We start from the raw sequence: 25303 nt of genomic DNA on the forward strand, positions 1-25303 counted from the left end.
AAGATTATTAAGAACATGAAACAAACAAAACTTTATATTTTCACAATACTGATGCTAACAGCGGCATTGAGTAGTTGTAAGGAGGAGTTTAAAACAGCTCAGGTAACTAATACTACCGCACCACAGCCCGTAAGCAATGTCCAGGTCGAAAATTTACCGGGAGCAGCTCGTATCCATTACACACTGCCTAAGGATCAGGATCTGCTTTACGTTCGGGCAACCTACACTTTGGCCTCTGGTCAAGAAATGGAGGTAAAATCTTCCTACTACAACAACTCATTGCTTGTAGAAGGATTTGCGGATATGAAACCTCATGATATTAAACTCTCTACCGTAAACCGTAGCGAAATGAGTTCAACACCTGTAACCGTATCGGTTACTCCATCGGAAAATCCGATCTGGGATACTTTTCGAAGTTTAGAAGCGATTGGTGCTTTTGGAGGAATACGCATAACTGCAGATAATGAAAAGGAAAAAAACTTGACCATTATGGTTATGGTTGATTCTTTAGGAGAATGGGTGCCATCGGTAGACAATATTTACACATCTGTAAAACAGATCAATCGAACCATTAGAGGATTTGCCCCTAATCCAAAACAATTTGCGATCACCATACGCGATAAATACATGAATTTTACGGATACCATGGTGACCACCATTACCCCCTTATTTGAAACCGCATTACCAAAATCCCGTTATAATGCTATCAGTTTACCTACTGATGCTAAGCAACAGTATGCGTCGACAGGATTATCAAAAATGTGGGATGGCGATATCATCAATTGGCCTAATATCTCCCTCACGGATGTCACGATCAATGGTCCTCAATGGATCACTTTTGATACAGGAACCTTAGCAAAAATGAGTAGGATCGTCATCTGGAATTATCCAGAATACACCAACAATGGCCGTATGTATTATTATGGTGGGAATGTAAAAAATTTCGAAATCTGGGGTTCAGACAACCCACCTTCGGATGGAAGTTGGAATAACTGGAAACTACTAGGAACCTTTGAAAGCAAAAAACCTTCAGGATTACCGATGGGGCAACAGACCGATGAAGATTACCAACTCGCCAATTCGGGACTAAGCTTTGATTTTGATGTCAGTGCTCCAAAGGTGCGCTATCTGCGGATAAAAACTTCAAAAAACTGGCAAGGTTCTTCATTTATGGCAATTGCAGAAGTTCAGGTATATGGAGACCCTCGCTAACGAGGACCACCATTTATTTTTAAGACAAAAATTATGAAAACACAACTCATTAAAATAATAGGTAAGAGCATGCTGTTTGGCGTGGCGCTACTTCATCTTTTCAGCTGCTCAAAAAGTGATGATTATAAAAAATATCTAAAGGACGGAGAAATAAGCTACACTGGAAAAATAGATTCAATAAAAGTTTATTCTGGAAAAGAGCGGGTATATATTACCGGTCTATTTATGGCTGATCCAAAAATCGAACGATTAAAAGTCTATTGGGACAATCGACAGGACTCCGCCGAGCTCAACATCAATAGAACTCAGGGTGTAGATACGTTAAAGTTATCGTTACCCATCCGAGAAGGGGTACATAATTTTGAATTTATCACCTTTGATGGACAAGGCAATAAATCACTCAGCGTTTTTAAAACAGGAATTTCCTATGGCGAAAGGTATGGATCTGGATTACTCAATCGCCCTTACTACACGACCGGCTATTTTGCCGGCGATCAAAAAACGACCATTTCTTGGGGCGGTATCGATTTGACCAGTGGAGCAACATTTACAGAAGTTGAGTATACCAATACGGCAGGAAAGCTGGTCATACAACGTGATTCGATCCATATCGGTGAAAGCATATTAAAAAACTATCTTCCTGGAAAACCGTACCGTTATCGTACTCTATTTGTCCCCGATACCTTAAGTGTAGATACATTTTACACCAACTATGTCACAGAGATAGTGCCCAAAGAGATTTACTTCAAAAATATGAATTTCCCATTCCAGACTTCTGCCATGGCAGGAAGCAGATGGGGAACTCCAGCAGACTGGTTATTGAATGATGCCGCAAAAAACTTTAAACATACCGACAATAAGTTCTATGGAGGTATAGAGATACGCTCCAACCAAGCTTGTTTATCCCTCGAAGCAGGATGGTGGCAATGGGCTACACCATCGCCAAACTTAGCTCCGATTGTCAATGGAAAAATGTATCAAACGACCAACCTTCAACCTGGAAAATATCGGTTTACCATTACAAAACTAGACAAAGGAGCTGCAGGAACAGTACATTTAGTTGCTGCTAAAGGAACCCAATTACCTGATCAAGCTCATTTAGCTGTTCAAAGTTTGGGTTATCAGGTTATTTCAGGAACCCAGGCCGTATTGGAATTTAATTTGTCTGAAGCAAGTGCCGTCACTATCGGACTATTGGGCAACATGCCTGGAACAGCGAGTGATGGATCATACATCAAGATAACAGGTAATATGACTTTTGAAGTTTTACAATAAAAAAGAAAATATGAAAAAAAGATATTTCTATCTGCTTATGCTCGGTTTGACCCTGCAGGCATGCGCCAAATCAACATCCGATATGTTACCCGTAAAGCCAATCGAAAATTCGGAAGGAATTGCTCTGCCCAGTTTGGGAAAATTAGCATTTTCCAATATCACCACCTCAGGAGCAATGGTTAAAGGAATGGTGTCCCATAAAGGCGGAGCGCTCGTCACCAGTCGAGGTGTCTGCTGGAGCACGAGTCCCAATCCCACGATTGAAAATAATCCTCACGAAGCAACAGTCAGCAAAGGATCAGGAGAATTCAGCGTTCAGCTCAACTCCCTTGTACAGTCTACCACCTATTACATCCGACCTTATGCAAAAAACAAAGGTGGAGTGACGTACGGAGATCAGGTAATTTTAAAAACGGCAGATATACAATCTGTCAATTTTGCCCAAACACCGATGTTTATTATCGGTTCATCACGAGCTTATTATGACGTGGAAATTTTGAGCAGTGGCGGCGGAGCAGTAACGGAGCGTGGTGTTTGTTGGGGAACAGCAGAAAATCCGACAATAGCGCAAAACAAGGCTGCACATGGAACAAACGGTGTCGGCAAATTTAGAATCGGATTATCAAACTTAACTCCACAGACCAATTATCATCTTCGGGCATATGCGATCAATGAAACCGGAGTGAGCTACGGAACCAATATTCCCTTTCGAACGATTAAGACAGGGAACGTCACGTATACATTCAACAAAGCAAGCAGTCCTACAGCTGAAGAACTCGCAGCCTACTCCCGCCTGCAGGTTGCGATTGACAGTGCCGTTTGGTATGCGAATCAATATACATCAGCGACTAAGCATGTATACCTCAATTATGTACCTGGGGTAGCTACCGCTGATGCCAATAATGAAGGATGGATGCGATTTGGATCAAATACCTCTTATCAAAATATCCGTACAATGCTACATGAAATGAATCATACATTTGGAACAGGTACAACAAGCTGGTGGTCACAGCAAGCAATAAGTGCTGGAAAGTATCAATTGACCAATGGAAATAATATGTTAAAATTGATCAATTCGGATCAAAATGCGGTCTTAAGTGGCGACAGTCAACATTGGTGGCCATATGGTCTGAATCAAAATTCCGAGGTCAGTTCAAGTTGGGACTACGTATATAACTGTTTGATTATTGAAGCCATGCGTAAAGATGGTATGACCAGCCATAGCGGAAGTTATGCACCATGATTAATACCTAAAGAATTAAATCAATAAGAAAATCCAGTTTAAGATTGCAAAACCTCAGTCTGCAGAGCGGGGCTATGCAATCTTAAACTAATACATATGTACAAGTTTTTTACACATGAAATCCACCATTTTTAACAGAACAAAGACTACAAAGTGTAGTTATCTTTGAGTAACAGTTATTATTAAAAATAATTGTTCTTCAATAATGTTAGAATAATGGGACGAAGGGATTTCGTCCCATTTCTTATTTAAATAAATTAACAAGTCCAAGCCAAATTTATCTATAGATATACTATTATATGCTTATAAAGCTGTTAAAGTATATTTAAAAATTGCTATTGTTGCGATGTCATTCGATTTCTCATTTACTAATTTCACAGCAGACTTAGCCTCGAGAACCTTTAAACCAACCTTTTTACAAAAAAGTGTATCAACGCCAATATTATCCCAGTTCCTTATGAGCTGTACATCGAGACTTATTGAATGATTATTAGGAAGATTTATATGATCGACCCGAATCTCAAATGCTTCATTTGAACCAACCGCTACATGTTCAAAGGATTGATGATAGGAATACGATCCTTGAGCAAGCATTTCGGTCTTGCTTGCATCAATTTCTCTATTATACACTGGATTCACACTTAGTGATAAGAAAGGACGTAGAGTGATGGAAAGTGCTGTGCTCGCTATCTGCGCTTTAGTTTCTACAACACCAAAGAGCAGATAGCTTGCCCCAATATATAAACACAAGCACAAATATTTTTTCATAGGATGATAGGGTCAATATTATCATTAAGGTGATAGTCCAGTGTAATGGATAAAGTTAAAAAATAGCGATCAAGCTAAGTCTGTAAAAAAAAGCATTCCTCATGTTAAATATAACAGCGTCAAAGTGCGTATATCTGTCGATAGCTCATCGGAATATTCCCAGTACATTTCTTTACAAAATGCCTAAAATTGGATTCATCCGTAAATCCCATCTCATAAGCAATCTGTGAGATCGATAGATCGGTATATTTAATATAACGTAAAGCCTCCTTCAGTACGATATCGGAAATCGCTGATTTTGCGGTTTTCCCCCATATAGCTAAACACATTTCTGTTAATTTTCGAGGAGTAACGTTCAGTTTTTCCGCATAAAACTGAACATTGGTCTGCTCTTTAAAGTGCTTATGTACCAAAATAGAAAAAGCATTTACCATTCCACGTATTGGAACTGCCCCGTAGTCCAGCAAGCAGGAGTTGAATTTAATATGCTGCATACCCTCCAATAACAACGACTCAATACAATTGTGGATCACAAGATCCGATACATCATGGACAAGATTTTCTGTACGGCTGATCAGCTTCATAAAATCTTCCTCATCTCCAAGAGTGTCTGTAATCTGCACCGATTGAAAAGCATCAAAAAATAATTCCGAATTGAGAAGTACAGAATCAGAAATTGATTTTTCGTAGAAAGCAGCTGTAAAAGTGATGATATACCCTTTAGCCATTACACTTTGAGTGATATCATATTCTTTTCCTGAACCGATAAACGCCATTTTATCTCGACCAACTCTATATTGTTCTATTCCAGTTGAAATTTCTAAAGGCTCAAAAGCTCTCACAATACTAAAAAAATCAACAGGCTTATACCAATAAAAAACCTGTTCACGATTCCAATCACTTAATGGAAACAGTTTGAATTCAGTAGGGGGCACATTCATATTATTATCGTGTAAATGCTGGTTTAAGGATTGTTTTAATTTGGATTAACATGGCTGCAGGATCTGTTTTAGAAAATACATGAGATGCACCATGCCGCTTAAAATCTTCAATCTCTTCATCATCTGCACTGGCTGTATAACCAAAGATTTTGATTTCTGGAAATCTAACACCTATTTCACGAGCAGTGCTTATCCCCCCCATATTGGGCATATGGAGGTCCAATATGCAAATTTCAGGAAGCACCTCAGCGTCAGCAAGTTTTTCGATCAATTCTGCACCATCATTGCAGGTAAAATAAAGATCAAAAATCTCCATTCTTTTGATCAGCAATTTCATCATAGCTTGTTGGAAAACACAGTCATCTGCAAAAACAAGTTTAAGTTTGGGCTCCATGGCTATTATATTAATAAACTGCAGTCTCTAGACTACTTTTTAATAAAATTTTAGTTATTTTTATTTAATTATTTTTAACTCAATTAAATTCTTATTTTCATGACTGCTAACAGGAAATAAACAAATTGGTCCTGCTGCTAGGCAGTTTTCCATTTCTATCAGTATCATTTCAATTTTTGGTTGGATGTACTTTTTTTTTCGCTTATTATCTTGGTTCATATTTTTTCTTTTTAAGCCAAATAAAATATAAAATGTAGTCTAATTCAGACTTAAAAAAATATTTAAATCATTAATTATCAACCTACTATTTGTCGTAAATATTACGTTTTTAAAATTTTTATTTATTTGAGCATTGTGGTCTTTATGCTTTTAAAATGCTGTCTGATAATTAGCTATTGCTTAATTCCAATCTTTTTCATAAATTTACTAGATACAATACTAGTCTGAATTAGACTAATCAAGATATAGTACTAACTTAGCTACAAACAATTAGCTAAATGTTACTATTATGACTTTTAATTTTATTTTACTGGATGCTAACTTATCATCTACTATTGCAATCAGGTTTATCGACGATAAAAAGGATGAGCATCTTATAAAAACTCCTTTAAGGATTACCTCTTCCCGATGGGATCAAGAGAAACAACGTCCTGACAATATTTATCTAAAAAGATACAAAAAGCTACATTTACTTCTGAATAGGATTCGAATCGGAATTGCCAACTATCTAAGAGAAATCAAAACAAAACAGCGTACATTTTCCATCACTACCTTGGGACGGATTATAAAAAAAAATACAACCTTAAGCAATGTAGCTTTGCCAGAAGGTGGTTTATTGAAACATATGGAGGCTTACATCAATAATAGACACCATATAATCTCCTCTGCAACCTACAAGCGCTATATGGTTTTCTTTCGATTGTTAGAAAGATTTGAAGGCCACCGTATGCAACACCTGCATATAAACGAAGTCAATGAAACTTTTGTTAAAGATTTTTTAATCTTCTGTGAATTAGAACAGTACAGCAAAACCACCACATATCGAACCATACATTTTGTACGTACCATTTTAAATTTTTTGGAAAAAAGAGGAATACGCACGTATGTGTATGAACTTGAGCTTCCAAAGGAAAAAAAATATCATCAAATCGTAACTTTAACAGAGGATGAACTGATCAAAATTAAAAGAATGGAAGTTCCTGACACACTGCAAGCAGCAAAAGACTGGCTTATAATCAGTTGTTATACGGGTCAACGTGTTTCAGACTTTATGAATTTTAACATAGCAATGATGGAGGTTCTTGATGGAAGACCCTGTATGTCATTTGTTCAACAAAAGACGCAAAAGGATATCCTATTACCGCTTCATCCTGCAGCTTTGGTAGTTATGTCAAAAAATAGTGATTCATTTCCAGCTCGATTACCCATTCAGAAATATAACGATCAGATTAAAGAAGTTGTACGTTTAGCAGGTATAAAAAGTTTAGTAAAAGTACATAAGCGCTGTGGATTCAGAGCATACGAGATGATGGTACAAAAATGGGAAGCGATTACAAGCCATATCGGACGCAGAAGCTTTGCTTCAAATTTCTACGGTAAGATCCCCACTCCACTTTTAATGGAGGCTACGGGACACAGTACAGAGCAAATGTTTCATCGCTATATTAATAGCGTAGACACCGAAAGAACACGCTCATTAGGTAACTATTTTGAAAAATCATACAAGGAAAAGTTTCTTACCACCTAAAGTTGCTGACAATACAATAAAGACGGCCTAATTATTCGGTTAGGGTAATGACAAAACCAGGATATCAACATGAATCGCGATAGCGAAAGAATAAATGTCTAAATAAATAAGGATCATCCATTGATCACGATCATAAGCATCTCCGTTAATAACAATGCTGAGGATGAGGGGCTCCTGTTCTCTGAATCGAGATAAAATCGCCTATAAGAGAAAATTATCTATCGTAATCACAAAGCAATAATTCACCAAGAGCTTTAAAATTATATCTAAACAATTACAGAATCTCGTGCATGAAATACAGTGCTATAATTTTGAAATAAATCGATCTATCACTTGCGCACGACTTCGAAGAAATATTTTCATGCTAGCCTTATTTGCTCCCAAATTATTGTTTCCAATTTTCCATTTCTCAAAATCTCGCTTTTGAGAATCACGTATTTCTGCAGCGAAGATTTCAACAAATTGCATCAGCTCGTTAAACTTATTACTTTTATAGGCCTGCCAAGTTTTATTTAACAAGACTCTTACTTCAGGATCTTTAAGAATTTTCTTGTACAATTCTGCTCCAATTCTGTCATCATTCTCTCTAATCAAATCCAGTGTGACATTGTTGAAGTAAGTTCGATGATGTTCTTCACTAAAGCCGAAGCCAAAATCAAAATCCCAGATGGGCCCCATTGTATATTTCCCGCCCGATCTTTTATGCATATAAACACTTTTAGGATGACAGACCTCATGGTTTGCCACCAACATATTTACAATGAGAAAATTGACAAACTGCTGCTTATCAAATATATTACCATAAGAATTCTTAGGAAATTCTTTAGCATACAACAAATTTTCAAAATTTTGAAAATCCAACTTCCATGTTTCAAATTGAAATCCAGATTCAGGATCTGGATCTTTCAACATAACAGGCAAATCAAAATATTTTGTCTTAAACTTCCATTCTTCATCAAAGTAACTGTCAAGCTCCCACAAAATACCATCATCACCAACATTTACTCTATTCTCATGAATTTCAACTTGTTGTGTCAAATTATAATTTCCTCGATATACACCATTTATAGTCAAATCCACTGATACAATATCGTGAGTATAAGGCATACCCAATTGCTTCCCAATTTTCATTGCAACGGCGTTTGTCATTAAGGTATAGTCATTATAATTAGCTAATAGAACCCAATCTTTTGCATCTGGCAAATTTAAAAGTGATGCTTTTTTATCCAACTTCAATCGAAATGGCTTCTTAGGCTTACTCCATGTCGAATTTCCCCTCCCTTTAATTCTTGTTTTTATCTTGTTAACATTCTTAAATTTATCATTTCCCTCAATATATATTTCAGCACTCAGATACACATCTTTATCCATCACTTCTTGTTTATCATCAATATTGATAAAAATATGGGGTACCACAGCTCTGACACTTTCATCTAATATTGGGAGCTCTTCAATAGGAGCAATTTCAGTAGTATCAACAGGCTTTTTGGTACAGGAAGACAGGACTAAGATCAGACACATCCAGATTAACAAGCCAATAATCATTGCGTTGAATTTCTTCATATGTATTTTTTAATTTATTTATCCACTAAATGGCAACATGTACTAAACTTCTTAAGTAAAATGAGATTTTTCAAGAATATCTGGTTAATGATGTAGACGCATACTTTCCCTCGCCAACAGCATTACACATGCGGTCACAGCAACAATACCTCATTCAATTTCTACAGATCCTTTTTTATCATTTAAGTTTTTAGATCATGATCTTATTTTCACTTTCATGATCTTACAAAACAAATACTTTTACTTAAAAACAGAAACATATAAATTGTCTCAATTTGTATTGCATATAAACTATAGATCATGATTTTAGTAAAAGATACCGCTTTAGAGAATCTTAGAACAACATTGCGTTCTTAGAAGAATGAATACAATTTTCGATTAAACTAAATTTTTTTTCATTTTAGTCGAGATGGTATTATCTTTTTTGATTCATTTCTTTTTTCATAAAATGAATAAATGCCGACGGAGGAATTCCTGTAACTTCTTTAAAAGCGCTAGAAAATCTACTCAATGAAGAAAATCCGCTCATTTCAGCCAAATATGAAATTTTATAGTCGAAAAGTTCCGGTGAAGTTTTTAATTTTGCGATGATAAATTCAATCCGGCTCGACTGGATATAGTCATAGAAGTCCTTACCTCTAAATTTTTGAAGAATATAGCTAGCATAACGCATGTTTGTTCCCATATTCGTAGCCAGTTGCTGTAAGGTCACACTTTTTTCTAAATAGAAATTCGCCTCCTCCTGTTTAACAAACTCCTGGTATAGTCTTTCCTCAGTATCTTTTGCAATATTAATTCCCTTAGCTTTAATCGCGCTACTATTCCCCAACTCATTGATAGCCATTGAAAAATTATCACTTATTTCAGTTAAAGGTGCAACAACCGGGTTCACCCCTTCTTGTTTATCAGTAAGAACATGATATTGACTCTTATAAGAAGATTGCAGTCGAAAGTAATATAATGTACCAACCGCTGCAAACATTCCGATCATAAGCACAACACCGATTGACAGCATATATCTATTTTTATAATATTGCTTCCTTACATTAAATATTTCAATGAGATCATCCGATATACCTTTAGCCACCTCATCTCTATGAACCTTAAGATCAATAGCTTTCTCACGGAATTCTAAAAATTTTGTCATATCACCATCCTTCTGATAATATGCTGCCCAAGATTCATAAGTCAACATCTTCAATTCTTCCACATCGCCATTTATCAGATATGGTTTTATCATATTTAGATACTTAAAAGCTGCAGTCAGATTATTTCTTTCCAGCTCTAATTCCGCTTTTGCACGGATGATGTAGGGCTTCAAATTACTTTCCACATTTTTTATCTTTTCGAGAGAAGCATCTAGATATGATTCGGCGCTGATTAAATTTCCTAGTTTCAATTCACATATCCCCATCAATTGATCATTAGTAGCTTTTATCAGTAGCGCTTTCTTATCCTCGTTACCATCTATATGGATTAGCGAGGCTGCCGAATTCAGATATTTTTTTGCATCCGTATAGTGATCTAGTTCAAAACAATGAAATGCACGTTCATGCAAAATATTAATCTTCGTGAGCATTTTCATATGCGCGTCCAATTGATTTTCATTTGCGATTTCTGCTTTAGACAGATATCGTTCAGACACTTTTAATAAACCCAACTGTCGAAAAGATGTGGCCAAAAAACCTGCAGTAGAAGCCTGCCATGAAAAGTTGAAAGTAGCATTTGCAATCGTATCAGCTCGCATAGCATACCATATACAACCTTTCATATTACCCGCATTTTCATCCAACTTGGCCAGTAACATATAAGCTTTGATCTTTTGTTCATCAGTATTGGCTACATGTGCCAAGGAATCAGCAATTCTACGAGCTTCTTTCCTATCTGAGGCGACAAGTGAAACTACGACGTCAAGGTAACGTTTATTAAAATTGCTATTGCTCCCGCTCTGTGCAGCGCTCGTCTTGCACAAAACAAAAAGCATAAAAATAAAAATACTTAGTGATTTCATAAGAAAATGGTTAATAATAAGCCCTACTTATCTTTTTTAAAAGAAAGTATGCCTTAGAAAAAAGATAGGAATTTCAGCGTAACTTATGGAAGCACAAAAAATAAGGAAAGAGCTGCTGCCAATAGACCTCCTAAAACAGCCGCAAGGATTAAATCGCTCGATTTCCAATGACGAATCAGAGTAGGAGCTTTTCGATTTTCCTCTTCAATCGCTAGTTTAAAATCATAGTATGCCCTTAGGTTATTGGTATTGACCACAACTTCCATCGTCCTCTCAACTTCCCTAAATAAATGTAGAAGTGCCAATTGTGACGATAAATACCCTATTTCATTATTTCCTACATGCTGAAGCTGAAAAAAATCTTCCAATGCTTTGTCCAAATCATCACATATGGACATATCATGATCTGGGCAATGTTTTGCAATGGTAGATTTAAGTTTTTCTTTCATCTCCATCAACGTAATTAACAGTTCTTTTGGGTCATAAGATACCGAATCCATCATATTTATAATAGCAACTAAGTTTTGTTAACCTATTGCTAAATATGCGTATTTTATATTTACCCCTCAATAATACAAATCATAAAACAAAATAACAAATTAATAATCAGCGCAATATATTCATATTAAAGTAACGATTACCCCCTATTACTTATCGGACTCGATGTTTTTATTTAAATCTTGATCCATATAATATCCTTTATTGTTTTCAGCTCCATCAACGAGAACTTTTAAGTCCCCCTGTCGTTTTATTTCATCAGCATACAGTTCTTCATAGTCTTGCGTATAAAGAGCATTTGGTACTACATGAATATCAAATACGATCTCCTGATAGGGCGATTTTTCAAAGTTTCCGTAAAGCGCTATATAATGTTTGACATATCCGACATTTTTGGAACTATTGTAGCTCAAGGTCAGTATTCTTTCTTTTCCTGGCGGAACCGAGAATGTACCGACCCCATCCCCCAATTTAAGACATCCACATGAAGTGATAATATCCGTAATCATAAGTGGATTTAGACCCGTATTTTTCAATTTAAAAGATAGATCCTTTTCCTGTCCCGCCAATACAGGAAAATAATGTCTATGATTATCTTGAATTTCCATAGTTGTCTTCCTATTGGCAATATCTAAACACGAACCGAACAGGAAAATTATTCCTGCTAAAAATATGTAATTAGTATAATTGTATTTCATCGCAAGCTATTACTGATTTTTTTATTACTTTATTACTATAAATCCTCACCTTTACCGCGGCATTTTCCGGCATGATCAATTTTTTATCCAACAGTGCTGTAGTTGTTCCCACACTGAAATCTTCACCTCTACAGGTCAATATCTTTTTTTCGTTTGCAAATATTTCAACCCGATCAGGAATAGCCATTCGATGTTTATCATTGATCAAAAAGCGTATGGAAATCCGTTCTGATTTTCCAGCTTTCAAATGTGTTAAACCTGCTATCTGAATATCTTCACCTGCTAAAAACCAACCTTGATTAAAATCACTCGTAAATCCAGGCAAGTTGTCAGTCAATAACCTAGTATCCGGATAAATTTCCCCAGACATCAATCCCGTTGCCTCTAGATTGATAAAATGATTTGTTTTTAAATCAGCTTTTATCAGCGCTTTCCATTCAGATAAGTAAGTTTCAAAACTTCCATTCTCCTCTTTATATTTGGATAACCCTGCATAGTTATTATATTTTGCCAATATGCTCAATAGATCTTGTTCCATTACAAGACTATTACTATTCGCTCGATTCCTCACTCCACTTTTCAAAAAACCTTGATCATATATAATCTGCAGTTGCGTAAAACTCAAAGCTGTCAATAGTTGATCTATTTTCACGTCTTCTTGCCCAGACAGCTGAGGTTTAGATTTAATAAGTTTCGAATAAAAATCCTCAAACTTTTTCGCATCAAAATAAGTTGCAATTGCCGACCGAAAAGGGACATACACATCAGAAGCAGTATTCTTCTGTAGTGCCACATATTCCATCTCCAATAAATAAGATGATATCAGGCGACCAGTGACGGGATAAAATTTTTTATAATAATCTTCCATCAGTTTATGTATATCCAGTGTATTATCAATCATTAATGCACTAAGAACATACGTCTTCATATCATCAAAAGGCGCATAATCATAGCCACTTCCATTAAAAAAAATTCCGTCCACACCCATTTCTGAAAAATAATTGATGTGTTTCTTCACACGTTGCAGAACAGGGGCAGGCGTGATATAATCGTCAAAATTTGAAATATAATCCCATACATAGACATGATCCGTTTTATCCTTCCACTCTTTAACTGTACGTGTAAAACCTATGACCTTCTGTTGATTCTTATTCAACATTGGGTTTTTAGGGAGGTCAATTGTACTCACAAATACACCTGCATTGGTAGCCAGTTTTTTCATTGGAGCCTTTCGAGAAGTCTTATAAGCAGTCGTAAAAAAATAATGCCTTGGATATTCAGCCGCAAGTTTGTTTAATAGATAAGCTATCGCTCCTGTAGCGTTTCCATCTGCATTTCCCTGCGTACGACACGTAGCACAGGTGCAGACCAGATCATTGTCATTGGGATTTATCATAAACCATTTCGATTCTTCTTCACCACGTCCATATCCATCGATGATAAAATTGCAAATAGCTTTAAAAGTTTGATCCGAAGTGAAACAAAACTGATCTTGCGTTCTTTTCCCGTGCACTTCTGCATGAGATTCTTCTGGCACACCTTCCAAAAACACACGTTCCAAGTGATGTCCCCACAATCCCCAATCTTTTTCGATACTATGCGTAAGTATAATTCCTGCATAATCAACTTCTAGGTTCGGTCGAAGATGTGGTTCACGATATTTCATATCAAAATGAACCTTCCCACTTTTAAAATCAAGGTAGTTGGGAGGTAGATCAGCCACATTTATAGGATGTTCATTACCCAATTTATCCATTAGAAGATAAGACAGCCATCTAAGTGTTGATCGATCTTGCGCAAACAACGATAACTTTCTCTCCTCATTAATAATTTCATAATCACTCCCTAAATCTGGTACCACTTCAAAATAAATGATAGTTCCCGATGCAGGCTTACGTTGTACATCAGATCGTTCAATCCATAACCCATTATTAGATACATTTCGCTTCATAAGGTGCTGATGAAAATAATCTGCGGCTTCGGAACTCTCCTTATCCCCATTAGAAGCGATCAGCAATTGTGTCGAAGAAAAATCAAAACCCTTGCTCTCACAGCTATTAAAAAGGTGAAAAAACAAAAACAGTATGATGATCTTAGAATGAAACATGAAGCTGAACATATAGGTTATACAAATTTCGGTACGAGGTAGCGATGACTGATCGGTCGGTTTGGAAATTATACCAAGTTCCGATCACACTTGCTCCCACATTTTTGGTTATCGATCTCCCTATTCCGGCACCAACCATCGCATTCAACACATTGAAACTATTATACAATTGATTATTGACTAAGTCGATATCAGGTGAATTGCCAATGCTTCCAAGAACTAATATATAATTTCTTGGATTATTCATTAGATATTGTGCTCTGGCAACAACACTGTAGAGGTAAAAACGTTCCCCTTCACTGTCAAGAAAAAAATTACTTAATTTTGCTCCCAATCGGAAATCATCAATTTCTTTGGTGATTCCAACATTCAGATTAAGTAAATTCTGATCCGAAAAGAATCGTCTATAGCCTACTCCTAACTCTCCTTCCCAAGTCGGCTTCCATTCGTATAGGGCTGCTGCATTAAGCGCTATTTTTGCAAAGAATTTATTTGAAAGTGCGAGATCTATTCGAGTTGACAGTTTATCAGTCCAAGGATTAGACCATTCTACTTGACCTTGAATTCCCTTACCTTCATCTCTACCAGCATAGTTAATTCTACCGGTATAAGCAGCTCCTGAGCGAGCCAATCTCGTATATTCCGCTGTTGAGATCGATGATATCACATAGTCATCTCCAAATCTCGCTCTTAAATGTGAAATTCCAATATAGTTTCGAAGCGATTTTTGCCCAATATAATTTAGATGGCTTTTGAAATCTTTAAATTCCAAAAGCGAAGGTTCATAAAATTGTTGATAATGATATGCAGAGTCATACTGTCTAAGTCCCTCATACGCCAATCCTTTCATATATTTCAACATTTTATAATTCTCATTATAATGGAGTCCCGTATCAATGGTGAGTAAGGCCCTATGATGATCTTTCGTTTTCAATAACCTTCCAGCATATTGTTCAGTTGTATGTATAAACGTATTGACTAACGGTTCATGAAAAGGATTCAGTTGGACTTGACGGTGCAATAAGTTCCAAGAATCCCCCAATTTATCTGCCATGTGGTTCATCGCCTCAGCCAATTTAATGGTAAAAGTCAGATCCGATTCATGATATTTAACACCTTTTTCTGCATAGCTAAACATGGCATGATAGTCCTTTAGTTGGTCAGCAAGATTGATCCCATACATTAAGGCGTCCTGATTACTCTCATCCAAAGAAAGCCATCTTTCAGTTAAACTCCTAGCTATCGTCAGGTTGTAGCTCTCTTTAAATTTCTTGATCCATGGTGCAATCATTTCACCATACCCGCCAATAAGTCGCTCCCTTTCTACCTGTTGAGACGTCTCCATGATTTCTTCGTATAGAGTAAGTGCATCCTCATAACGCTCCTGTTTATTATATAAGTCCGCTTTTTTTATCATAAGATTCACTTCTTTTGGACTATTGAGCAACATCTCATCCAAAATAGTAAGCGCATCCGGATAGTTTTTCTCTGTCACAAAGGCATTATAGAGACCTTGTTGTGCTATTTCTATCGCTTCCCTATCACCATAAAGCAAGATTTGCTGCCAATCAGAGATCGCCAACGAAATTTTTCCATCCAACATATTGGCTTTTGCCTGCTGGAGCATCATCTTGACATAAGATTCTTTCAGGTCAGAGTCACCCGGATACTTTACCATGTATTCGCGAGTTAATACGGCCACTTTACCCGACGCATTCATTTTTTGGTAAACAGCGAGTTCTTTCATGTCCAGATCCTTTCTTGCTCCTACACTTCTTCTATGCTTTATTAAAGTCGCCAGAGCTTCCTCATATTGTTCTTTCGCAAGCAATTCATTAAACACATAGTCAAATGCTTCCCGATTTCCGGGAGAACCCATGAATATCTTTCCATATAAATTTAAGGGATTATTATTTTTCGCATTTCGCGCAGCCTCCAATAAAAAATAGTTATACTGGGAGCGCAAATTGCTGGCCCTGCCATTTTTCATTTCCATATCCAAAAAACTCAGAAGCTCTGAATATCGTTGCTGATGATCCAATATGGCAATTTTCTTTTGCACAAAATTTGTATTTCCAGCAAACTGGTTTAATCCTCTTTCAGCATAAACCAATGCATTGTTATAATCACCCGCTTTAATATAATGATCGACCAGTGACAAATAAGTTTCCGTTTGGCGAGGTTGATCATCAATTAGTTGTTTAGATATTTGAATTGTCTCATCAATTTTTCCAGATTTTTTCACCTCAGCAATGCGCTGGTCCACGATATAGATTTGATCTTTTTTTAGTTCTTTATCTTCCGGATAAATCTGTGCGATGCGTTTTAGCAATCGGTCTGCCTCAACATGATTACCCATTTTTCGGTATAGATCGATCTTTTTACGCCATAACCCTTTCCAGTAAGGATTGATTTCCAACAGTTCATTGATATAGCAGATTGCGCTTGAATACCGCTTTGTTTCCGTCTCTACCGCGATCAACATATGCTTGGCATCCACATTAGCAGGAGCATACATTAAGGACTTAGCCAATTCATATCGCGCGTGTTCATATTGCTGATGGTTAAGATGGTATTTACCTACAAGCATTCTCATATCCCCATCCTTTGGATTCTTTTTTAAAGTTTCATCAGCGCGTTTCTTACCTTCCTCCCACTTTCCTTGTTTGTAAAGCTCATTGATCTGGTAAGCCTCCTCATTTCGGTCTATTGTGGTACCTGCACGCTGAGCATAGATCGGCTGACTGACATATAGAGATCCAAAGAGAACGATCAGTAGTCTAAAATATTTAAATCTTTTAAGCATTATTTTTTACAGTATTAGCGTTATTGGATGGAGAAAAGCCCTGTCTTGTCATTTGCCCCCATTTAAAGTTTCTCCGAGTTAAATATTGAATATATCCCCTTAATGTGAAGATAACGATCAATGGATGATAAAAAATTGCCTCAAAAGCCGCAAAAAACACCAACTTTAAATACTCGGAAAAGTTTTTATATAATTTTTCCAAAATGAGATCATACGATATGGTGATGATTGATACCGCTAATCCAAGCAAGTAAACGTAGAGTAGCATCATCCAAAAAGTATCATAATTTACCTGATCTGTCAGGAGCAAAAACAGCAAAAACAAGAAGCCGAAAAATTCAATTATTGGAGCAAGAAATTCAAAGAAAACAATGTAAGGCATCACCAAAAATCCTAACCTTCCATAATCCTTATTCAGAAAAAATTTACGGTGGTCGATGATAAATTGCAGCATACCACGCCCCCAGCGGGTACGCTGCCTACTTAATACTTTTATATTTGGTGGCCCTTCTGTCCAGCAAAGACTATAAGGACATTGCGCAATACGATAAGCACGCTTATTTTCCCGCATAAATGCGACCATTCTAGCGGTCATGTCCATATCTTCGGCATGGGAAGCAGAGTCAAATCCGCCGGTAGAAACTACTACTTGAGTATCAAAAAGTCCAAATCCTCCCGAGACATTTGGTACTGCATTGATCATAGACCAGCCCATTTTTGCTACCAGATAAGACCGGAGGTATTCCGTTTCCTGAAACAGAGGAATTAATCTATTCGGAGGTTTTACACGGGTTATACGACCTCGTTCTATTGTACAGCTATTGACCATACGCATAGTCGCTCCCACCGCAATCACCTGTTTATCTGAGTCCAATACCGGAAGTATTATCTTTGACAGCGTATCTTCCGCAAGGATGCAATCTACATCAGTATTGATAAAATAATCATATTGGGCCATATTTACACCCGCATTCATGGCATCGGCTTTAGTACCCCCATTTTGTTTATCCACTACGATCAACTTACTGAAAGCCGGATTTGTAGAGCGCAAGACACGGTAAACAGGCTTACAGTAAACTTTGTAAACATAATAATAAGGGACTTCTTCTAAATCAAATTCTTGAATCAAAATATCTAAGGTTTTATCCTTGCTACCATCGTTTACGATGATAACCTCAAATTTCGGATAATCAAGATTCAAAAGGGAGTTAACACTATCATATATAATCACCTCCTCATTAAATGCTGGGGCAACGATTGAAATTCCAGGAGCTTCATCTGGAAATTTTTTCAGATAATTTTCCTCTCGTGCCGAATATTGATACCGATACCTTCTCGTTTTATAATAGCTCATAAACATCAATAAGATGTAGAGAAGAGCAAGGGCAGTAGCATAAAAATAGATGATATAAGTAAAAAAATAAACCATTTCTATTAAGATTTAGAGTGAAACAAGTGTTTTCTCGGCCAAGACCTGATTGAATAGAACATGCTCCTTTTCATTTCCATGCAATTCTCCTTGCAGCTGTCTGAGTACAAGATCTCCTTCTTGATCATGATTTTTAATAGCACGCGCTATTAGAAGCTTCGTATTAGCGTCCTCTGTTGCTCGATAAGCATCAACAAGAAATGACAGTGTCACCTTACTTTTTAATTTACCCATCGTTTTAATGATCGCGATCCTGACCACAGTAGATTCCAACGCGTATCTTGCAATTAAATCCAACGCACAAGCATGATCATTCAGTTCTCCTAAAGTCAGCACCGCTTGCGCCCTAACTTCTCGATTTTCATGTTTCTCAAGAAATGTCATCAAAGTCTCAGCGACTTCATATTGTTTGAAATATCCTATTTCCTTCAATATAAAAATGATATAATTTGGATTTCTCGAGCTATTCACCCAGCGCATGAGGTTGGGTAGTTTTCCTTCATTGGACCTTTTGATCAGTGTAGCATGCAATCTTAGCTTATCCAGCTGTGTAAATTCATCATCAAAATTCTCTTCCATAAATCGAAAAGGATGATACGTGTCTTGACTGGTATATAAATCACGCGCTGTTTTACGGATATAACGATTCTTATGAAAAGTTGATTTCGAAAGAATACCACTATTCACCCCATTATCCATATCGCCCACAATCTGCAAAGCAGCTCTTCGTTTCTCAACCCCTGAAGTACGAATTCGTTTTTCCCAAAATCCCATCAGATTGAGCGCTAACAAACAGTTTTTATAATTGATTTCATTAAGTTCACCCCTTTGCAATAGCTGATTCTTGGCCGACAAAACGACATCAGTTACAATTTCAGGTTTCCACCGTTTTGTGTTAGCGGCATCATATTCCAAAAGCTGCTGGATCTCTTCAACATCATAATTCGCTTTATTTTTCATGACAAATAGGAGCTTATCCTCAAAATGTATTTCCGTTTTTGCCACACGTTTTGATTTCAGATGGATCATTAACCCCACATAAAACAATCGAAGCATACCAGAAACGATTATCAAAGTCAGGCCCATGACCATAAATACGGTCATTCTGACAATCAAAGGATAACCATTATACAGGGAGTTTAAATAACTCAAATAATATAGATAATAATCGTAGTACATAAAATGATCTTTATAGTTGGTGAAATTTATGTTATATCACACATCCGATTCTCTCAGCAGTTAGCCAAATTTACCTGAAGCGCTCTACGACAAAGTTTATATTTAGTTTCGATTTTATATGTCTCAATTTAAGCTGACAAGGTTATTTTGACTATCTCAAATTATAAAAAAAATAAAAAAAACACTCAAAATCAACCACTTAACAAATAAAATAAGATCGATCACAACATTAACCAAATGACGTTTTACCATTAAACGAAAATGTTTTTGAAATTATAAACTACAAGTGTATCTCTAAAATAAGACAACGAGATTATCTTATACATTAAAAAAATAGCATAAAACAAGATCAAGCATCAAGAGATTGCCTTCGATTAGATCACCATGATCTTCTTCAAAAATCACTATAAAGCGTGGATCAAAAACAGATCATTAAGATTCCGATATTTACATCATGAAGAGGTACACCTGCAGTGGAGGATAATTTTAGATTTTTCTAATAATCAATTCAACAGCAAAAATATTTATAAAAATTTTTCAGAGAGCATGATACATACCGTTCAAAAAACGATTTAAATCACCTGCTTTTTTTCAAATCTAAATTGATGTGGAGAACATCCAAACTCCGTTTGAAAATTTCGATAAAACGATGCTCTTGAGCTAAAACCACATATCAATGAAAGATCTTCTATTGTATATATAAAGTGATCCGATTTCAACTGTCTAGCAGCATAATTCAAGCGCAACTGATTAATAAATCCATTAAAACCCTTATTAAATTCCTGCTTTAAAAAGGAAGCGACATGCGCACTAGGTATTTCCACGACATTACAAAACTTTTCTTTATTCATATCACTATCAAGGAATGCCAATGTCTCTATAAAAAACTCAATACTAGACCTATAGGCAATTTGCTGTTCTCTTGTCAATGCGGTTGATTTTCTCCTGACAGTTCTTTTTTTTGAAGGAGTTGGAATGGAAAGAATACGACTTTGTTTACTTACATGACCTTCCATTTGAGTTGGACCATAACCTTTATCTTGACTACAGATGACCAATAAAAATGTAATAAAAAAAAGAAAAATGAGATATAAAAGAATCGTTACTTCACTATGGAGATTAATATTGGCTCCATTTTCGATCATTTCCATTAATGATCGCATGGATAAACCCGACATCACACAAAATAAAACAGAACAAAATAACTTTCGTCCGCCTTGTTTTGATAATCCGATTAAAGTCGATGAAACTAGAGTCCACACCCAGATACTATAACCTATCATCTGGACAATCGTAAAAAAATGTAAAAAAACCACATACTCAAGATGATACTGATACCGTAGAGAATTATTGAATATCAGCAAAATAAAAGCAAAACAAAAACAAAAAAATGGGATACAGTGTTTCCAAAAATTAAGACTTGATTTTGTTAATCCCCTGTGTTTTATCGCTAATAAGAGTGACGGTCCATAAAGTAAACCAAATGGAAAGGACAAGATCAGATAAAACCGATGTGAATAAAGCATACTTGACATAAATACAAATACCAATTGTACTATACCTAAAAATAGTATTATTTTTAGATGCCGACGAAATGCTCTATTTTCCTTTTTCAGATCTACAAATATATAAATGGTATCTAAGCATAACACCAGTAAAGTGAAAACGGTCAATAACATATGTTAATCAGGTTAAGATTAATTTCGTCCAATAGCAGAACCTAGAATTAATTTTAATTTCTTATCTAGCTATTATAATTTATACTCAAATCTACTCTAAAAATATATACAATTTGCTTTGAGTAAGGGCATTCTTTATACTTGTAGTCAATAAACTACAAATCATAGCGCATTATGGTTATCTAGGATTTAAGTATAAAAAGCTGCCTTCGCCATCATATACCTATCTTGTTTATATAAAAGTCAAAATGAGTTAAACAAAAGTAGCATACCCTGAATGTGGACTATGGCAAAAGAACGATACCTACTCATAATTCCGAATAAACACTCTTGGATCATCATAATGTCTAAGAACAAAAGCTATACTTGCACAACATTTGAATGGAAATCAAAACATCATCTATATTCATCCTAAACTGAACTTAATGGAAGTTAAATTGTTAAAATTTAAGACATCGATTAAATAAAACGATAGCTTGCCGTTTCCATAACAAAAAAAGCACAGATCGTTAGATTTAAGTATGCCAGATTAAGCCTTTGTAATAAGGTACTCATAACAATTTATTGATTAAAAAGACTCTTATGGAAGAAGAAAAAAATAATATGGAAGCCAGGATTATCTTGTATAATCAGCATTATGGATTTTTAGAAAATCCAACAAATTTTAATTTTGATCGACATCCACATCGATTGATCATCAAAAATTATGCATTACGCAATAAAGACCGAAAGATCTATGAAAATTACCTAAATAATTTTTTCCCGAACGAAGCAGCACAGGAATTAGCTAATTTTGATTCCGAAATTACACATGTTGTGGCACTCAGCAATAAAGATGTAAGTGTTTGGTTATTGGAAAATCAGGTTAAGTTGCTCCAATCGGATATTAATGAAACGGACAAAGATGCCATTTTTAAAGTATTACATATTGCAGATGGCGAAAATCCAGATGCATACCTAGAAGAAGAAGGTGGATTTATCCTGAAAAATATTTCACCATTAAAAATAGTCGATCTCCCATACCGAGTTTGGTTGAATAAAAGCTCAGCCTACGCTAAAAATGTGAGACCTTAAACATTCATTTTATACGATTTACCTATGCTCTATATTTTAAATGAACAGACATATGACCTGAGTCCCACATTTAGTGAAAATTTAATGGAAGATGGACAAAATGTGGTCAAGACAACATTTATCAATTCAAAAAATGAAAAATTCTTTCTGATTTCAAAAGCAGATATTGCTGAGGTATTTTATGACGAAAATCATCAATCCTTAGACACCGAAGAAGCGATCAAAAGAATACAGGAATAGGTCAATGACCTATTCCTATTCGCATAGCATTATACTTCTTACTTTATTCCAATCGCATCCGGTTGATAATTCACTCTCGTTTTCGACAAGCATTCTGGAAAAGTTGTTCGAATATAGTTGATCATCTCTTCGCGTATATAACAACGCAGATCGAAAGCCTGTCCTGAATTGCGACAGCTCATCAAACAGCGAATCTCCATCGTCTTTTCTTTCAGGTCTGTCACCTGCAATACATTGACTTTCCCATCCCATAAAGGATGATGTTCAAGCAATGAGGTTAATTTCTCCCGCAGCTGTTGTACAGGAATACCAAAATCAACATAAATAAAAGCAGTTCCTAAGATCTCCGCGGTAGACCTCGTCCAATTTTGGAAAGGCTTTTCAATAAAATAGGTGATCGGCAAGACCAAGCGTCGCTTGTCCCAAATATTGACCACGACATAGGTCAGATTGATCTCTTCCACCTTGCCCCACTCCCCTTCTACCACCAATACATCATCCATACGGATCGGTTGTGTAAACGCAATTTGAAAACCTGCCAATAAATTGCCAAGCGACTTCTGTGCAGCAAAACCGATGATAATACCTCCAACACCAACACCTGTTAATAATCCAGCTCCGATTTTTTGCATGCTTTCAAAACTCAATAAGATAATGGCAAAACATACGACAATAATGATAGCAACAAAAACCTTTCGGATAAACACAATCTGCGTTCTGATTTTTCGTTCACGTAGATTGTTCTCCTTATTGATATCGAAGCGATGATAGAGGTAATCCTCAAAAACTTTAATGGCTTGGATCAAAACTACCGCAAAAAAACTGACCAATAAGATTTCGTTAATTTTACTGACGATATGAAGTGTCGACGTATTGAATCGACTCAAGGGCAACAGACCATTAAAGACAACGAGCGGAATAAATAGGCTCAAAATCTTGTTAAATCGACGTATAAAAGATCGAAATAAAGAGTAGGAAGACTGCGCTATTGCCTGATAACGTAAAATGGGTATAAATAGAATTTTTATCAGAATACCGATCAGAAAAGAAAATAGGATAAATACTGTATTCCATAACCAGGCGGGAAATTTTTGTGAAAGTTGAATTAATTCTTCGTTCATCATTATTTTTCATTTTTTATGCTAACCACTCTTATTTTCTACTTATATAACGGTCTGCAGAGCGTAACGTTTGTTTTATTTTAAAAAAGGAAGAAAAATGAGCAAAAAGATATCCATTCCGATGATATGAACGACCGTGGAATTAAACCTATTTATTTTAAAATGATGACCCATGGTACTACCACAATCCAAGATAATCACTCATCTCCTATTAAAACATGCTATTCAGGGACATATGATTTTCAAGCATCTGCATCCGTTATGATTCAGATACCAGAAGATCAAACAACGGACTGATACACGAGCAAAGCCGCCGCGAGATCCTCGATAGCCAGTCCCGCCGATTTAAAGAGTGTAATTTCAGTCGATGATGATCTCCCTTTAATCTCCCCACAGCAGAGTTCTTTGATATCCCCTTTTATACTTTGCGGATCCAATACTCCTGTAGCAATTGGAATCGCTAGTTCCCCTGTTTCATGAAGCGCACCTGCTCGCGAATCGACAAAGATGCTACTCTTCATAATGGCTGTATCATCTACTTCGCGTGTTTTAGGCGTATGAGACCCGATTAGATCCAAGTGGGTACCCGCCTTAATCCATTCTCCTAGTATCAAAGGTTCATGACTCAGCGTAGCGCAGGAGATCACATCTGCCTGACCCACTGCTTCCTTCAAATTATCGACATAGGTCACGTGATCAAATCCTGCCTTTTGCAAGTCGGATACCAATGTCGCCCCTTTCGATGGATTACGTGTCCAGATGAATACTTGACTATAGTGACGTACCGCCGAATGCGCTTGCAAAAGATGTTGAGCAACTTTCCCTCCTCCAACAATTAACAGAGTTTTTGAATCTTCTCGAGCTAAATAAGATGCCGCTAAAGCAGAAGTGCAGGCTGTTCTTCGGGAAGTCAAGCCTGCAGCATCCATCTGCGCTACAGGTTGCCCAGTGACGGCATCCAATAAGGTATATAAGGCATGAATAGCCGGTAGTTGTTTGGTATGGTTATCAGGAGCGACAACAACTTGTTTGATTCCAATATAATTGTCCGTCCAGGAAGGCATTAAAATAAGGGTATTTTCAGTTCCCTCAGCATTTTGATAAAAGTGATGATGCCGAACTGGCATCGTGAATGTTGATTGAAAAATCTGGCGCAGCGCTTCAATCAATTTATCGTATTTAAGTATCGCATCAATCGTTTCTTTTTCAATAATTTTCATTTGTTCCACAGCATTTGGTAAAACCCTAAACATAACTAAAAATAAAGAAGTCCAGTCCTTATAAACTACCTTTTGATAACCGTTTTTTACCCAAAAGA

Annotated in this window: 21 protein-coding genes; 6 read left to right on the plus strand and 15 right to left on the minus strand. The window is 36.3% G+C overall.

Features of this window, described 5'->3' with window-relative positions:
* The first annotated feature begins 15 nt into the window (after positions 1 to 15).
* The 3 genes from B3P23_RS09290 to B3P23_RS09300 are packed head-to-tail and all read left to right on the plus strand — an operon-like array spanning position 16 to position 3730.
* Positions 16 to 1212: a DUF5000 domain-containing lipoprotein gene (locus B3P23_RS09290; RefSeq protein ID WP_293925486.1), complete on the plus strand. Its 1197-nt coding sequence runs from the start codon at positions 16 to 18 to the stop codon at positions 1210 to 1212.
* Positions 1213 to 1245: 33 nt separating this feature from the next.
* Positions 1246 to 2487 carry a DUF4998 domain-containing protein gene (locus tag B3P23_RS09295; RefSeq protein WP_293925487.1) on the plus strand — a complete coding sequence of 414 codons (1242 nt, stop codon included), beginning with the start codon at positions 1246 to 1248 and terminating at the stop codon, positions 2485 to 2487.
* Between the two features lie 10 nt (positions 2488 to 2497).
* On the plus strand, positions 2498 to 3730 hold the full coding sequence (locus tag B3P23_RS09300) for a hypothetical protein (protein ID WP_293925488.1): 1233 nt from the start codon (positions 2498 to 2500) through the stop codon (positions 3728 to 3730).
* Between the two features lie 303 nt (positions 3731 to 4033).
* Here the strand turns inward: B3P23_RS09300 and B3P23_RS09305 are convergent, their stop codons facing one another.
* The 4 genes from B3P23_RS09305 to B3P23_RS09320 form a co-directional block, all read right to left on the minus strand.
* Positions 4034 to 4480 (minus strand): hypothetical protein, encoded by a 447-nt coding sequence (locus B3P23_RS09305; RefSeq protein WP_293925489.1) that lies wholly within the window; start codon positions 4478 to 4480, stop codon positions 4034 to 4036.
* A 137-nt stretch (positions 4481 to 4617) separates the two neighbouring features.
* Complete coding sequence (locus B3P23_RS09310) at positions 4618 to 5439, minus strand: helix-turn-helix domain-containing protein (protein WP_293925490.1); 822 nt, start codon at positions 5437 to 5439, stop codon at positions 4618 to 4620.
* Between the two features lie 4 nt (positions 5440 to 5443).
* Positions 5444 to 5833, minus strand: a complete 390-nt coding sequence (locus B3P23_RS09315) for a response regulator (protein ID WP_293925491.1) — start codon at positions 5831 to 5833, stop codon at positions 5444 to 5446.
* Between the two features lie 60 nt (positions 5834 to 5893).
* Positions 5894 to 6052, minus strand: a complete 159-nt coding sequence (locus B3P23_RS09320) for a hypothetical protein (protein ID WP_293925492.1) — start codon at positions 6050 to 6052, stop codon at positions 5894 to 5896.
* A 289-nt stretch (positions 6053 to 6341) separates the two neighbouring features.
* Here B3P23_RS09320 and B3P23_RS09325 point away from each other — a divergent pair, with 289 nt between their 5' ends.
* The gene (locus B3P23_RS09325; RefSeq protein WP_293925493.1) at positions 6342 to 7580 is read left to right on the plus strand and encodes a tyrosine-type recombinase/integrase; all 1239 of its coding nucleotides are present in this window, start codon (positions 6342 to 6344) and stop codon (positions 7578 to 7580) included.
* Positions 7581 to 7883: 303 nt separating this feature from the next.
* Here the strand turns inward: B3P23_RS09325 and B3P23_RS09330 are convergent, their stop codons facing one another.
* The 9 genes from B3P23_RS09330 to B3P23_RS09370 all read right to left on the minus strand — a co-directional run bounded on the left by B3P23_RS09330 (position 7884) and on the right by B3P23_RS09370 (position 21154).
* Positions 7884 to 9143, minus strand: coding sequence for a CotH kinase family protein (locus B3P23_RS09330; RefSeq protein ID WP_293925494.1), 1260 nt, complete (start codon positions 9141 to 9143; stop codon positions 7884 to 7886).
* Between the two features lie 415 nt (positions 9144 to 9558).
* Positions 9559 to 11154: a helix-turn-helix domain-containing protein gene (locus tag B3P23_RS09335; protein ID WP_293925495.1), complete on the minus strand. Its 1596-nt coding sequence runs from the start codon at positions 11152 to 11154 to the stop codon at positions 9559 to 9561.
* A gap of 83 nt (positions 11155 to 11237) precedes the next feature.
* Positions 11238 to 11657 carry a hypothetical protein gene (locus B3P23_RS09340; protein ID WP_293925496.1) on the minus strand — a complete coding sequence of 140 codons (420 nt, stop codon included), beginning with the start codon at positions 11655 to 11657 and terminating at the stop codon, positions 11238 to 11240.
* Between the two features lie 144 nt (positions 11658 to 11801).
* Positions 11802 to 12260: a DUF1573 domain-containing protein gene (locus tag B3P23_RS09345; RefSeq protein WP_248755412.1), complete on the minus strand. Its 459-nt coding sequence runs from the start codon at positions 12258 to 12260 to the stop codon at positions 11802 to 11804.
* Between the two features lie 70 nt (positions 12261 to 12330).
* Complete coding sequence (locus B3P23_RS09350) at positions 12331 to 14457, minus strand: DUF4838 domain-containing protein (protein WP_293925497.1); 2127 nt, start codon at positions 14455 to 14457, stop codon at positions 12331 to 12333.
* Positions 14444 to 17263, minus strand: a complete 2820-nt coding sequence (locus tag B3P23_RS09355) for a tetratricopeptide repeat protein (RefSeq protein ID WP_293925498.1) — start codon at positions 17261 to 17263, stop codon at positions 14444 to 14446. Before B3P23_RS09355 ends, B3P23_RS09350 begins: the two co-directional genes overlap by 14 nt.
* Entirely contained in the window at positions 17256 to 18692 is a 1437-nt protein-coding gene (locus B3P23_RS09360; RefSeq protein WP_248755409.1) for a glycosyltransferase family 2 protein, read from the minus strand. Before B3P23_RS09360 ends, B3P23_RS09355 begins: the two co-directional genes overlap by 8 nt.
* Before the next feature lie 12 nt (positions 18693 to 18704).
* Positions 18705 to 19871: a HEAT repeat domain-containing protein gene (locus tag B3P23_RS09365; protein ID WP_248755408.1), complete on the minus strand. Its 1167-nt coding sequence runs from the start codon at positions 19869 to 19871 to the stop codon at positions 18705 to 18707.
* Between the two features lie 572 nt (positions 19872 to 20443).
* On the minus strand, positions 20444 to 21154 hold the full coding sequence (locus B3P23_RS09370) for a helix-turn-helix transcriptional regulator (RefSeq protein ID WP_248755407.1): 711 nt from the start codon (positions 21152 to 21154) through the stop codon (positions 20444 to 20446).
* 978 nt (positions 21155 to 22132) lie between these two features.
* Here B3P23_RS09370 and B3P23_RS09375 point away from each other — a divergent pair.
* Together B3P23_RS09375 and B3P23_RS09380 are read left to right on the plus strand one after the other, a co-directional pair.
* Positions 22133 to 22624 (plus strand): hypothetical protein, encoded by a 492-nt coding sequence (locus tag B3P23_RS09375; RefSeq protein WP_045753581.1) that lies wholly within the window; start codon positions 22133 to 22135, stop codon positions 22622 to 22624.
* 24 nt (positions 22625 to 22648) lie between these two features.
* Positions 22649 to 22864 carry a hypothetical protein gene (locus B3P23_RS09380; protein WP_045753582.1) on the plus strand — a complete coding sequence of 72 codons (216 nt, stop codon included), beginning with the start codon at positions 22649 to 22651 and terminating at the stop codon, positions 22862 to 22864.
* Positions 22865 to 22902: 38 nt separating this feature from the next.
* On the opposite strand, the gene B3P23_RS09385 is transcribed toward B3P23_RS09380, so the two are convergent.
* Together B3P23_RS09385 and B3P23_RS09390 are read right to left on the minus strand one after the other, a co-directional pair.
* Positions 22903 to 23988 (minus strand): mechanosensitive ion channel family protein, encoded by a 1086-nt coding sequence (locus B3P23_RS09385; protein ID WP_260947958.1) that lies wholly within the window; start codon positions 23986 to 23988, stop codon positions 22903 to 22905.
* Between the two features lie 278 nt (positions 23989 to 24266).
* Entirely contained in the window at positions 24267 to 25205 is a 939-nt protein-coding gene (locus B3P23_RS09390; protein WP_281046743.1) for an ornithine cyclodeaminase family protein, read from the minus strand.
* Positions 25206 to 25303: the final 98 nt, after the last annotated feature.

The organism is Sphingobacterium sp. UBA6320, from assembly GCF_002440335.1.
Lineage (GTDB): Bacteria > Bacteroidota > Bacteroidia > Sphingobacteriales > Sphingobacteriaceae > Sphingobacterium.